Below are 12,491 nucleotides of genomic sequence, written 5' to 3'. Positions count from 1 at the left end.
TGCGCGCCGCACCAACAGGTCGAACACATGGCCGCACCGACCAGACCTGGAAAAGCGTTCGAAACCCCTTGCCAAAGGAGAGCCGTCCACACAGGGCGTAGAGCCTCCGGCAATGTCCTGTTTCGGGCAATCCAATGCGCGCCACGCCGGGACGGCTCCTGACGAGCCTTGTGCTGCGCTCGACTCTGACAACACCGACAAAGCTGGTCCAACGCCAGATGGCCAGTGCGCCAGCATGATGGTATCGACGCACGCATTCAAGAGCGCACCGGCCAGGCTCTAATGGGCAACCGGGCCGGGCACACGTGGTCAAGTGCGATACCAGGCCCCAATGTTCCAAGTCGTCGTGTCCCAGCCCGATATGTCGGGAACTAGGCTATTGGCAGATACGGCGACTATCTTTCGCGATAGCAACGGCAATATGACGTGTGCGGAACAGAATATCTCATCTGCTTTTATCATTAGGGCTGCACGCTTCTCCGGATCCAGTTCCTTCTGAGCGGCCTGATACGCCTTGTCCACCTCGGGGTCAGTGTGTCGGGAGACATTGCGGCCCTGCCACTTGTTATCCTTGTTCGCGACCTCCGACGAAATCAATTGGCGGAGAAATCTTTCCGGGTCGGGCTGGGGTTGTACAGAGGTGAACATCTCAATGTCGCAATAAAGCTTCGTATAGGTGTCAGGGTTGGCGACATCAGACGAGAAAAAAACCGAGGCGGCAACCGATTTCAGTTCGATATCGATGCCAGCCCGCTGGCAAGCTTGTTTTATGATGGCCTGCGTTTTCTGGCGTGGCGCGTTAATCGACGTCTGGAATACATATTTGAGCTTCTTCCCACCCTTCTCTCTGATCCCGTCAGCGCCGCGTGCGTATCCGGCCTCGTCGAGGATTTTATTGGCCTTATCGATGTTGAATTCGTAGGTGAGCTTCTTCGACTTGAACCGGGCGGGTTCGTTAACGAAGCTAGCCGTCGCAGTGCCTCCCCGGCCATAGATGAACTTCTGGATCGAGTCGCGATCGATCAATAGGTTGATCGCCTCACGCACCTTAGGATCGGACAAGGTCGGGTGCTTGGTCTTGACGCTGGAACGCTCCCCGTCGACCTCCGTCCATGGGTCCGTGGGGTTCAAGATGATGAATTCCAGGTCGCCGGCTGGCACGGCGATAACCTTGCCCTTTCCGCCTGTTTCCATCCGCTTCAGCACTTCATCCTCAACCTGGATGTTCCAGGCGTAATCGTACTCGCCTGTCTGGAGAACAGCGCGCGCCGCAGAAACCGCATCACCGCCGCCTTTGACTTCAATCGTGTCGAAATGCGGCTGCACATTAACGTGGTAATCCGCGAAACGTTCGCCGGTCAGAATGTCTCCCGGCTTGAATTCGACAAACTTGTATGGACCGGTTCCAACAGGCTTCAAGTTGGCGGGTGCATCACGTGAATTATTGCCCTTGTAATCGGCGAAATGGTGTTTCGGAATGATCATTCCGGCGACGCCGACAAACGCGGTGGCCCAGAATGGCGCTGCGTCCGGGAAGATCACCCTGACTGTATAGTCATCGAATTTCTCGAATTTCGACTCTCTATAAGTCCCGGAAGTATAGGCCGCAGTTGCCTGATCGGCCGCATATTCTGCGGTGAATATGACATCGTCTGCAGTAAATGGCGTACCATCATGCCACTGCACGCCGCGCTTGAGCTTCCAGGTAATGATTTTGCCGTCAGCAGATACACCTCCATTTTGTTTGGAGGGTATCTCCGCCGCGAGGAACGGAATGAGATTGCCCTCCTCGTCCCAACCAGCCAGGGGTTCGTAAAATACTCGCGTGGCGATCTGATCCTTTACGCCGCTGGCGAAATGCGGGTTAAGAAGAGTTGGCGCCTGCCAAAGTAGTATCTTAAGCGGCCCGCCGCCGCCTGCCTTGGTCGGCTTGTATCTTGAGGCCGGCTGAGCCTCTGCTACGTCATTCCAGATCAGGATTTGTGTTGCTAGCGGCGCGGCAATGCCGACAGAAGCCATCTTCTGCAGGAATGTGCGCCTTGAGAGACGGCCGTCTTTCACTTCTGCGATCAAGCTTCCGATATTCGTCTCGTCCATTTGAATCCCCTGTTGCTTGTCGCTTCCGAACGCATGCCGGCCCACGGTCGGGAACGGCGTACGTGCAAGCATCGCCCGATGCGCACCACCATTCACCAGCCCCATTATGCAGCGTCACCCACGGCCCTCGGTACGGTCAAGGGGTGCTCAGACGGGTCGCGACACAAGCCAGCGCTAGCCGAACGCCTCGGCGACAAACCGGCTCCCCCATCGCCAATCAAGCGAGCCTAGCGCATAATTGCATTGGCTTTAGTCTCCTAACCCTGCACGACATCGCGCGCTGCAACTGCCTGGTGCGTGGCGTCGGCTACAACGGCATCGATGTCCTCAGGCGCTGCCTCACGAGCGCCCGTGCAGAAGACACTGCTCAGAGCGGATGGGCCGCGACGCGGACGCATGGATTGGTGATGCGCATCTTGACGCAGCATCCGTACCACTGCCAGTCACAAGCCCCGTTCTTGATAGGCCGCGAGATGCCACTTCACCATTACGATGCTCACGCCTTCGCACGTCACATCCGTTTGGTTTCAGCTAATACCCAAAGGCCGTTTGTGATCGCGCTCGACGGACGTAGCGGCGTCGGCAAGTCGACACTGGCACTACAAATGACCGACGTCTTAGGAGCGGCCATCATCGACGGCGACGACTTTTTCGCCGGCGGTACCGCGTTGAGGTCGGACGCCCCAGCCCTCCGCGCTGCCGACTGTATCGACTGGACCCACCAGCGCGCCGTGCTGGACGTCTTGCGGCAGGGACGCGCTGCCAGTTGGCGCGCGTTCGATTGGGATGCCTTTGACGGAAGACTGCAGTCAAGCGTGACTGAGCTCTCACCACGATCCGTCGTTATCCTAGAGGGCGTCTATTCGGCTCGCCCGGAACTCGCGGACCTCATCGACATGAAAGTCCTAGTGACCGTTTCAGACGCTTTGCGCGAAGCAAGACTGCTGGCGAGAGAGGGCAGTATCGATCCCTGGGAGCGCCAATGGCATGAGGCCGAAGCGCACTACTTCAACGAGGTCATGCCGTGGGGCCGGTTTGAGGTGATCTTGGATGCTGTCAACGCGAATGAGTGAACGCGATTGCACCGGTCGCGGGCACTGGAGATCGTTGTGACGATGCCTGCGCTCACCCTCGCACCCAGCTCGGCAGGCTGTCATCTAAACCGGGATCACGGAATGTCGGCTTCCCGACAGAGGGCCAGTTTCGGCTTCTGTCGCATCTAACCCGAACAGGACCTGGGTTCATTGTCGGAGTTCGCTCGGAAATGACGCATAGGTGGGTCAACGAGCGCCGCGATAACCCGTCAGGTAATCGACTTTGTCTAGGTGCGCCGCGAGGTTCGATCCACCAAAACGGAGATCGACATGACTACATACGCCATCGCCCATTTGACCGACGTCACCATGGGCCCTGATAACGTCCGCTATCTGGAGGGAATTGATGCGACCCTTGCACTTTACCACGGCCGCTTCATCATCCACGGAGACCAGCCTGAGGTGCTTGAAGGTACATGGTCGGGCGACCTGGTCATGATCGAATGCCCGGGCCGTGCGTCCGTCCGCGCTTCGTACGCATCTGACGCTTATCAAGTGAATGCAGCCACGCCATCCACTAGAGCTGCGACCATCGACAGCAGCAATGCGCCTCGCTCGGTGTTCATTGCTGTGCTCCCGGTTCGCCTGCTTTCCCAGCCTCACGAGGCATGGGGATCATAGCCCCTTTAGATACTCGTCCAGGTTTCGGTACTCCCCGGCAAACTCTGCACGCTTTTCAGCGATTTTCTGGCCGGCCACCGATGCGACGCGGACCTCCCGAGGATTGCAGTCGAACTCCTGCTTGAACGCACGGCTGAAGCTCGATGCGTCTTCGAAGCAGTGCTGATCCGCAATCACGTTGATCGCGGATGTGTTTGAGGGATCCGACAGAAGGCCGTAACACCTCAACAGACGCCTGTGGCGAATGTAGTGTGATACGCCGCGATCCTGCTCAAAGAGGCGATAAAGCTGCGTGCGTGACACCCCAAGCTCGCGACACAACATCTGAGCGTCAAGACTTGGTTCTCGGAGGTGCTGGTCAATGAACCGGCGGATCTGCTCACGCCTCGTGAGATTGACCTGAACGCAAGCCTCTTCAAAGCGGTCAGATGATGGCACCATGCAAGCTAGCACCATCGACCGAACTGCGCCTGCGAACCGAGCCATGTCCGATACCGCCAGATCGGGCAGGCTTTGCCGGATAAGCAGGATGTAATCTCCCAGCAGGCGCCCGAGCCGAGATTCCAGTGGTGTCGCCTCAGCCGCATCGAGGAGCGGCGCGAGCTCTCGAAATGCGTCGCGTGGGAGGAAGAGATGGGTTCGCTCGTCGGCGGGCCTTCGACTCGTTAGCTGCCGCCCGAGCGAAACCACGAACGGAGTCTGCGGCGGCACATTCAGTGGCACTCCAGACGCTGAACCAACAGTCCGGCGCGTTCCGATCGTGATGACCCAATGGTCGATAGGGTTCGAGCGCAGATGAGACGTCTCTCGTGTCATGGTGAGACGAGGCGCTTTGACGGTCGAGACACCGAATTCCGGTAGTGACCAGACAGTTGTCGAGCACGGGCACCCTGCTGCCCGATTGTCGCTGAGCACGACGTCGAATAACCCTTCATACCAGGCCCGCCAAGCCCTAAGCTGCTCGTGCGTCGGCAGGCCATGCGTCGTGAACTGTGCAGGAACCATCGGCAACACCTTTGGTCAGACAATTTTCCGATGCTGTTAGCGCAGAAACAGTTTCCAAATGCTCTGATGACTTATGACGATCGTTCGATCTTTCCCCGTGGCGCGCAGTTGGCCTTCCGGACAGCGCACCGGCTACTTTTGGACTGTTGAGCGACGAACCGCAAAGGTTGCCGCGGGTCGGTTCCAGTCGTGCCGCACCGCGCACGTCCGCTTCCGGGCAGTGAGCTAGAGTCTGCTAATGGCGCGGCGCGGTCGTCTAACCGGAAAGCCCGCGACGATGCTCGATGCGAGAATCGATGCTCTCCAGTCTCATGCAGCAATTGCTGAAGCGCGGGCAGCGCGCTTCAGCACATATCGTGAGAAAGTCAGGTACTTTATAGCCCGTATTGCCGTCGCATTACCTCGGCTGCCCGCTCGCCGACGACTGCGCAAGGCGCCATGGTGTTGCCCGTGGTGACACGCGGCAGCACCGAACCATCCGCAATCCGCAGACCGCCGATCCCATGCACCGCGAGCTTGGCATCGACGACCGACATGTCGTCCGCCCCCATCTTGGCGGTGCCGCACTGATGCCAGTAGGTAACCGCAGCATCACGGATGAATGCGTCGTCGATCTGCCGACCGGCCCCAGGGATGCGTTCGGCGCTGACGAACGGCTGGAAGGCGTCGCTGCTGCCGAGTTCCCGACAGAGTTTCACGCAGGCCCGAGCCGCCTCGAGGTCGCGCGGATCCGACAGCATGTTGGCATCGACGACCGGCCTGTCGTTTGGCTCTGAAGAACTCAGACGTATCCGACCTCGACTAAAGGGCTGGGCAAGCCCAGCGAACATCGTCCAGCCATGGACCGGAACTCCTAACTGTGCCGTTCGCTCACTCGGGACAGGGAACTCCACCTGGCAGAAGAGCAAGTCCGGCTCTGTAAGGTCGGGACGGCTTTTCCAGTAGAGCTTCGCTTCGCTACCGCTGTTGCGCGGGGGAATCGGCTCACGGTACTCCCAAGTGCAGCCAAACGAGACGTGATCCTGCAGATTGCGGCCGACGCCGGGAAGATGCTGGACGACGGGAATGCCGAGCCGCGTCAGCTCGTCGCGATCGCCGACGCCGGAGAGCATGAGCAGCTTCGGCGTATTGATCGCACCGGCCGAGATCACGACCTCCGTGCTCGCCTTGATAGCCGAGATCGAGCCGGCTCGTTCGAGCTCCACGCCGATGGCGCGGTGTCCCTCGAACAGCACGCGCCGAACGACCGTATTGGTGAGGATCGTCAAGTTCGGACGATCGGCGATCGGCCGGACATAGGCCCGATACAGGGAGTGTCGTCGTCCCTCGCGAACCAGCATGTCGGTATAGGCAACTCCGCCGACGCCTTCCATCATCTCACCATTGGGATGATCGAAACGAGGGATGCCGAGACCTTCCGCCGCATCGAGCAAGGCACCGGCGATCGGGCTCGGGTCCTTAGCGGGTTGGACCCAGACCGGCCCGGTGGTACCGCGGTACTTGGGATCCGGCTTGCCCTGCCAGTTCTCGATCCGACGATAGATGTCGAGAACCGAGTCGTAGTTCCATGCGGGATCGCCCGTCTCCGCCGCAAAATGGTCCCAGTCGCTGCGGTGGCCGCGCGCCCATACCATGACGTTCACGCTAGAGCCGCCGCCGAGGCCCTTGCCCATCGACATCGGGAGGGCCCGGCCGCCGAGATGCGGGTTGGGCTCGGCCTGGAACCCCCAGTCGCGATCCGTGCCGAGATTGGTCGGCCACAGAGCGGGATCCAGCACGGACTCCGCTTCGTCGTCGCGCCCGGCCTCGATCAGAAGTACGGCACAGGCTGGGTTCTCGGCCAGCCGGCGCGCGATCACCGATCCCGCCGCGCCGGCGCCGCAGATGATGAAGTCGTAAGTGGTCTTGAGGTTGGCTTTGCGCTCCGCCTGGTTTTCACGCGCGCGCCTTTCCAGGCCCCCGGCATCGCCGGGGGCAGAGTTGTCAGTCATCGGTTGCTCTTTCGATTTCGGCGCTGGGCCGTTCAGGGGGCCGCGCGGGACGCGGCGGGCCGGCTACTTCGCTGCAGCAGCGGCTTGGCGAGCGGCCTGGTCGATCACATCGGCGACGACCTTGGGCTGGGTCATGAAAAGCGCATGGCTGGCCGAGACCTTGGTGACCTTGGCGCCGATGCGCTTGGCCATGTGATCCAGCATCGCCTGATCGAAGGCCTTGTCCTTGCTGGCGATCACGGCCCAGCTCGGCTTGGTGCGCCAGGCGGCGTTCTTCAGCTTGGTGCCGAAGGCCGAGAGGTTGATCGGCACCTGCGAGTCCCGCATGAAGGCGACATCCGCATCGGAGACATCGTGGGCGAAGCCGGCCTTGAACTTCGCGCTATCGACGAAGGCGAAGNTTGATCGGCACCTGCGAGTCCCGCATGAAGGCGACATCCGCATCGGAGACATCGTGGGCGAAGCCGGCCTTGAACTTCGCGCTATCGACGAAGGCGAAGCCGTCCTGCGCCTTGTCGAGGACGAACTCGGTCGCCGGGGCGAACCCCTCGTACTGCTGGGCCGTCGTCTCGCCGGCATCGGGGGAGAGCGCCGAGACATAGACGAGGCCGGTGACCTTCGGATCGACGCCCGCTTCGGTGATGACGGTGCCGCCCCAGGAATGGCCGACGAGGATCGTGGGTCCGTCCTGCCTGTCGAGCGCCCGCTTGGTGGCGGCGACGTCGTCTTCGAGCGAGGTCAGCGGGTTCTGGACGATCGTCACGCGGTAGCCACGAGCGGTTAGCAGGTCATAGACGCCGCGCCATCCCGATCCGTCGGCGAAAGCGCCGTGAACCAGAACGACATTCTTGGCAGGCCGCGCCGTGCTCGCAGTCTGGGCGAGAGCGGCCTGCGACATGCCGCCGATGGCGGCTGCGGCGAGAAGGGTGTTGCGAATGGACTTGGTCATGAGAGCGCTCCTTTGACTTGAATATCGCAATAATTGTTATTGCGATAACATATTTGTCGGTTATCGCCATCCTTGTCAATCTGACATTTGTCGCGATATATGTTTTCGAGATCACTGTTCCGTGATCCGCAGTGAAAGGCCTGCCGATGACCGACGCGACCACCGCTCCGCCAGTGCCGCTGGAAGACCAGCTCTGCTTCTCGATCTATTCCGCCGAGATCGCGATCCAGCGGGCCTATAAGCCCTTGCTGGACGGTCTCGGGCTGACCTACCCGCAGTACCTCGTGCTCAACGTGCTCTGGCGCGAGGATGGCCAGACCGTTGGCGGCATCGCTCAGCAGCTTGCTTTGGAGTCGAGCACGCTGACGCCGCTGCTGAAGCGAATGGAGGCGGCCGGACTGCTGCGTCGCACCCGCAATCCCGAGAATGAGCGCCAGGTCATCATCGCGCTCACCCGGGAAGGCGACGCTCTTCGCTTTCGTGCCGGCTGCCTGAACGCAAATCTGCTCGAAGCGTCCGGCCAGACGGTTGGGCAACTCGGGAAGCTCAACCAGCTGATCCGGCAACTTCGCGATGCGATCTACGCCCATACCGGCGCCTTAGGCGTAGGAGAGCCAGGAATCGACCCCGGCCCCAGGGGCTAATGCTGAGGGCAGAGGCCGCCTAGACCGTCGGCACGCTCCCGCCATCGATGACGTATTCGGTCCCGGTGATGCTTCCGGCTCGGTCCGAGGCGACGAAAGCGATCAGGCTCGCGACTTCGTCGGTGCTGGCCGGGCGGCCGATCGGAATTCCGCCAAGCGAACCCATGATCATCTTCGTGCTTGCCTCGACGCTGACGCCCTGTTGCTCGGCGAGGCGCTCGGCGAAGTGAACAGACCCCTCAGTAGCAATCCATCCGGGCGAGACACGGACGACCCGCACGCCTCTGGGGGAGATCAGCTTCGAGAGGCTCTTGCTGTAGGAAGCGAGTGCCGCCTTCGCCGCCGCATAACCGATCGTCGCTTCCGGCAGCGGCATGACGCGCTGGATGGAGGTGACGTGGACGACGACACCGCTGCCTTGTTCCGTCATCGCCGGCACCAGCTCGCGATCGAGGCGAACGGCCGGCATCAGGTTTAGATCCAGCTCCTTGCGCCATTCCTCATCGGTGAGCGCCTCATACCCGCCCGCCGGGGCCGACGAGCCACCCAGCATGTGCACGATGATGTCGACGCCGCCCAAACGCTCCCGTACGGCCTGTGCCAGCTGCGCGCAGCCCTCCGGCGTCGTGAGATCGACGCCGACGAACATCTCGGCCGGCAGGTCCTCCGGCTTCGACCTGGCGCTGGTCAGGACCTTGGCCCCCAGCTCGCGGAAGAGCTTGACGGTCGCGGCGCCTGCGCCGCGTGTGCCGGACGTCACGAGCGCCCGCTTGCCTTCGAGGCTGATGAACGGGTTCACAGGGTGATCTCCAGCTCGCCGATCATGTCCCCTTCCAAGCGGAAGAAATAACGCAAGTCGATCGGGCTGCCCGGGAAGTCGCCCGCGACGTGGCAGGTGACGACGGTGCGGCCGCGCTCATGGGCGATCGCGATCGGGGTCGACGTCGCGGTGAATTTCTTCGAGTAGTCCACCTTCCACTGACGGATCTCGTCGCGACCGGTGTGAACGTGGTTTTCGTCCCGGACAGCAGCGTTGTCCGAAAAGCAGTCGGCCATCGCTTGAGGATTGGGATCGAGATCGGCAGTAAAGTACCGCGCGATCGGCGTAGCAAATTCAAGGGACATTATTATACTCCTCATGTGATGGCATCGGTAGATTTTGCCGCCGACTGATCTGCTCAGATCTTTCCTCTGCGGTTGCTTCCACGGACATCAACTTAGCGATGGACAACGAGATTGATAATCGGGATAAAATGGGATGAAACGTTGCGAAATTCGGGACAATGATCGGCCATAACCTCATCGAGCTGGATGCCGTCATGGCGGTCGCACGTCGGAAGTCGTTCCGGGCGGCGGCCGTGGAACTCCAGGTTTCCACGACGGCCCTGAGCAACCTGATCGCGAAGTTCGAGAAGCAGCTCGGCGTCCGCCTGTTCAATCGGACGACCCGGAGCGTCTCGCTCACCGATGCAGGGCGCAACTTCGTCGAACAGATCGGACCTGCGCTGGTCGACATCCACAGCGCCATGGACAGCGCGATGTCTCAGCAGGAGGTGCCGTCCGGGACGATCAGGATCAACGCGTTCCCGACAGCAGCCCGGGAGATCCTGGAGCCTCTCGTACTGGAGTATCTGCGCCGATATCCGCAGGTGCATATTGACCTCGTGACCGAGGGGCGCCTGCTCGACGTCGTCGCCGATGGCTTCGATCTTGGCGTCAGAAGCGCGGATTTCGTGCCCAGCGACATGATCGCTGTTCCGATCGGCCAGGCCCGATCCTACGTCGTCGTGGCCTCACCGACCTATCTGGAGACGCATGGCACGCCACGCGTGCCACTCGATCTCCTCAATCACACCTGCATCCGCATCCGGCTGCCCAATGGCGGCATCTACAAGTGGCACTTCGAGAAAGATGGCCAGCCGGTCCAGATCGACGTCAAAGGACCCATAACCCTCGACGAGGCCAGCCTTTCTCGTACCGCCGTCCTACGAGGGATCGGCCTGGGTCTGTTCATGGAATCGGACGTTCGTGAAGACCTCGCAACTGGCCACGTGATCCGCGTCCTCGATGACTGGATGAAGCCCGTGGCGCCGCTGTGCCTCTACTACCCTGGTCGAAAGAACCCTTCCGCTGCGTTCAAGCAATTCATCAACCTCGCACGCGAATTTACATCGGGCTTGAATGCTGGCCTCAGGTGACAAAGTAGCCTGACTGCATCGCGACGAAAGTCCGCTTTTGGGCAAGTGTCGAGAGTCAGCTAATGGCGCATCGCGGCCGACGGATGTGAGCTGCCGCTGTTGCTTTCGAGCCTGGACTCAAGCGCGAGCCGCTCTGTGCCGTCGCCGCGCGACGGATTGTCGACATGTCGGCAAGAGCTCCTTCACATCGACGGGGCAATATCCGCGCGGACGCGCGCTTCGGCGCGTGCAAGCAGGCATCGACGACGGCATGTCCGACCCGGCATTGAGGCACATTCGTGATCAGACTTTCCTTCATCCCCGCCAGCCTTGTCGTCGCGGTCGGCCTCGCCATCGCCCCGCTCGGTTCCGCTCATGCGCAGCCGCGCTTCGACAACCACCGTGACGGCACGTTCCTGCGCTTCCTGAATGCCGGCGCGCCCGGTGCCCCGCGCAGCATTCCGCCGATGCTTGCCATGAGCTTCGGCGGCGCGCCGGTCCACGCGGTCATGGACACGGGCTCGACCGGCATCGTCGTCGCAGCCGCGAGCATTCCGGGCATCGACGCGCTCATCCAGATCGGGCCGGGCACGCTGACCTATTCGAGTTCGGGGCGGATCATGCGCGGCCGCTGGGTGGCGACGCCGGTCACGATCGGCGGCGCCGGCGACGCCCGTGTCGTTACCAAGCCGCTGCCCGTGCTCGCGGTCGAGCGCATCGACTGCGCGGACAATGCTCGCGACTGCACGCCTAGCGATGCGCCGCGCAATGTCGCGATGATCGGCATCGGCTTCGCCCGCGAGAGCGACCATCAAGGGCAGAGCACGCCCGACAAGAACCCGTTCCTCAATCTGCCAGGGATGGGCAGCATGGACACGCCGGGTACGGCGCGCCGCGGCTATGTCGTGACGCGAGAGGGCGTCCATGTCGGACTGACGTCCGCGAACACGCGCGGGACCTTCGGCTTCGTGAAGCTCGGCAAGGCCGCGGACGGCAAGGACTGGGCGCCGCTGCCGGCCTGCGTCGCTCTCGACGGAACGGATCCGGCCTGCGGCACGGCCCTGATCGATACCGGCGTCTCGGTGATGTACCTGACCGTTCCGGCCGACCGCGAGGCGGGTCGCACCGTTTCGGCCTCCCCCGGCGGGATGACGCTGGCACCCGGCACGAAGCTCTCGATCCGCTTCGGTGCGGAGGGCGAGGCGCAGCCGCCGGGCTACGGCTTTGCAGCGGCGGACGCGGGCGATCCGGCGACGCCGGGCCGCATCGTGCTGGTCGGCGGCAAGAACCGGCCGACCTTCGTCAACACAAGCGTCCACGCGCTCAACGTGTTCGACTATCTGTTCGATGCCGACGGCGGCTATGTCGGCTTCCGTCGCATCGTCCCGTAAGGGCGCCTCCGGCGCCGGACGCGCGTCACGACTGCGGGTAGCGCTCCAGCAATTCCTTGGCGCGCGCGAGCGTCAAGTTCAACATGCGCTGGTGCTGGGCGGCGGTTGTGCCGCTGCCGAAATTCCACTCCGCGCCGACCAGGTCGAACTTGCAGTCCGCGTCGCGGAAGCCGAGACAGGCGCGCTGCGCTGCGACGAGGTCCGCCTGCCAGGCCTTCTTCTGGTGGGTGGAGAGATCGGTGTTGGCCGCGACCACGGCCTGCGTCTTGCGATAGGCTGCGTTGAGCGCGCCATCGGCCTGCGCGAAAGCCTTCTGCAGGCAGTGGTCGAGCTCATAACCGCCGGCCGCGGCGCAAGCGGCCGGCACTGTGCCGAACTGCTGCGCGGGTGGCGATCCGAGACTGTGGCCTGCCCCCTGAAAAGTGGCCCTCCCTGAAGTAGGCTTTTTGAGCCTTTGGAGGATGCCCGCGATGCCGCAGAAGAAGCACAAGCCTGAAGAGATCGTCGCGAAGCTGCGGCAGG

At 62.0% G+C, this 12,491-nt stretch carries 11 protein-coding genes and 2 pseudogenes; 5 read left to right on the top strand and 8 right to left on the bottom strand.

The annotated features are described in order from the left end of the window. Positions 1-309: 309 nt before the first annotated feature. Positions 310-2,097 (bottom strand): peptide ABC transporter substrate-binding protein, encoded by a 1,788-nt coding sequence (locus ASE63_RS21250; protein WP_056806277.1) that lies wholly within the window; start codon positions 2,095-2,097, stop codon positions 310-312. Between the two features lie 293 nt (positions 2,098-2,390). On the opposite strand from ASE63_RS21250, the gene ASE63_RS21245 reads away from it, so the two are divergent. Continuing rightward, complete coding sequence (locus ASE63_RS21245) at positions 2,391-3,170, top strand: hypothetical protein (RefSeq protein ID WP_056806266.1); 780 nt, start codon at positions 2,391-2,393, stop codon at positions 3,168-3,170. Positions 3,171-3,461: 291 nt separating this feature from the next. After that, positions 3,462-3,812 carry a DUF1330 domain-containing protein gene (locus tag ASE63_RS26955; RefSeq protein WP_082610176.1) on the top strand — a complete coding sequence of 117 codons (351 nt, stop codon included), beginning with the start codon at positions 3,462-3,464 and terminating at the stop codon, positions 3,810-3,812. On the opposite strand, the gene ASE63_RS21240 is transcribed toward ASE63_RS26955, so the two are convergent. The 4 genes and pseudogenes from ASE63_RS21240 to ASE63_RS28610 all read right to left on the bottom strand — a co-directional run. Next, positions 3,807-4,817, bottom strand: a complete 1,011-nt coding sequence (locus ASE63_RS21240) for a helix-turn-helix domain-containing protein (protein WP_082610175.1) — start codon at positions 4,815-4,817, stop codon at positions 3,807-3,809. The two genes, ASE63_RS26955 and ASE63_RS21240, sit on opposite strands and share 6 nt — an antisense overlap. Before the next feature lie 374 nt (positions 4,818-5,191). Then, a complete protein-coding gene (locus ASE63_RS21235) occupies positions 5,192-6,808 on the bottom strand; it encodes a GMC family oxidoreductase N-terminal domain-containing protein (protein ID WP_056806261.1) in 1,617 nt (538 codons plus the stop codon). 63 nt (positions 6,809-6,871) lie between these two features. Further along, positions 6,872-7,208 (bottom strand): annotated as a pseudogene (locus ASE63_RS28615) (alpha/beta fold hydrolase); the annotation flags it as partial. 1 nt (position 7,209) lies between these two features. After that, positions 7,210-7,757 (bottom strand): annotated as a pseudogene (locus ASE63_RS28610) (alpha/beta hydrolase); the annotation flags it as partial. A 146-nt stretch (positions 7,758-7,903) separates the two neighbouring features. Between ASE63_RS28610 and ASE63_RS21225 the strand changes: the two are divergent. After that, the gene (locus tag ASE63_RS21225) at positions 7,904-8,401 is read left to right on the top strand and encodes a MarR family transcriptional regulator (RefSeq protein WP_056806275.1); all 498 of its coding nucleotides are present in this window, start codon (positions 7,904-7,906) and stop codon (positions 8,399-8,401) included. Between the two features lie 19 nt (positions 8,402-8,420). Here ASE63_RS21225 and ASE63_RS21220 read toward each other — a convergent pair whose 3' ends face one another. Beyond that, the gene (locus ASE63_RS21220; RefSeq protein WP_056806258.1) at positions 8,421-9,200 is read right to left on the bottom strand and encodes an SDR family oxidoreductase; all 780 of its coding nucleotides are present in this window, start codon (positions 9,198-9,200) and stop codon (positions 8,421-8,423) included. Further along, positions 9,197-9,526, bottom strand: coding sequence for a nuclear transport factor 2 family protein (locus ASE63_RS21215; RefSeq protein ID WP_056806272.1), 330 nt, complete (start codon positions 9,524-9,526; stop codon positions 9,197-9,199). The genes ASE63_RS21220 and ASE63_RS21215 overlap by 4 nt, the downstream gene beginning before the upstream one ends. 158 nt (positions 9,527-9,684) lie before the next feature. On the opposite strand from ASE63_RS21215, the gene ASE63_RS21210 reads away from it, so the two are divergent. Both ASE63_RS21210 and ASE63_RS21205 read left to right on the top strand, forming a co-directional pair. After that, positions 9,685-10,599, top strand: a complete 915-nt coding sequence (locus ASE63_RS21210; RefSeq protein ID WP_056806255.1) for a LysR family transcriptional regulator — start codon at positions 9,685-9,687, stop codon at positions 10,597-10,599. Between the two features lie 278 nt (positions 10,600-10,877). Beyond that, a complete protein-coding gene (locus ASE63_RS21205; RefSeq protein ID WP_244491518.1) occupies positions 10,878-11,969 on the top strand; it encodes a hypothetical protein in 1,092 nt (363 codons plus the stop codon). 25 nt (positions 11,970-11,994) lie between these two features. Here the strand turns inward: ASE63_RS21205 and ASE63_RS21200 are convergent. After that, the coding region (locus ASE63_RS21200) for a lysozyme inhibitor LprI family protein (RefSeq protein ID WP_082610174.1) at positions 11,995-12,491 on the bottom strand (497 nt) is incomplete at its 5' end.

It is taken from the genome of Allobosea sp. Root381 (assembly GCF_001429395.1).
GTDB lineage: Bacteria > Pseudomonadota > Alphaproteobacteria > Rhizobiales > Beijerinckiaceae > Allobosea.
Note: the sequence above shows the minus strand (reverse complement) of the source record. Positions and strands in the feature narration are given on the sequence as shown.

Coding starts and splice junctions, on each gene's coding strand:
- ASE63_RS21250 (WP_056806277.1), bottom strand. CDS start 2,097: ATGGACGAGACGAATATCGGAAGCTTGATCGCAGAAGTGAAAGACGGC.
- ASE63_RS26955 (WP_082610176.1), top strand. CDS start 3,462: ATGACTACATACGCCATCGCCCATTTGACCGACGTCACCATGGGCCCT.
- ASE63_RS21240 (WP_082610175.1), bottom strand. CDS start 4,817: ATGGTTCCTGCACAGTTCACGACGCATGGCCTGCCGACGCACGAGCAG.
- ASE63_RS21235 (WP_056806261.1), bottom strand. CDS start 6,808: ATGACTGACAACTCTGCCCCCGGCGATGCCGGGGGCCTGGAAAGGCGC.
- ASE63_RS21225 (WP_056806275.1), top strand. CDS start 7,904: ATGACCGACGCGACCACCGCTCCGCCAGTGCCGCTGGAAGACCAGCTC.
- ASE63_RS21215 (WP_056806272.1), bottom strand. CDS start 9,526: ATGTCCCTTGAATTTGCTACGCCGATCGCGCGGTACTTTACTGCCGAT.
- ASE63_RS21210 (WP_056806255.1), top strand. CDS start 9,685: ATGATCGGCCATAACCTCATCGAGCTGGATGCCGTCATGGCGGTCGCA.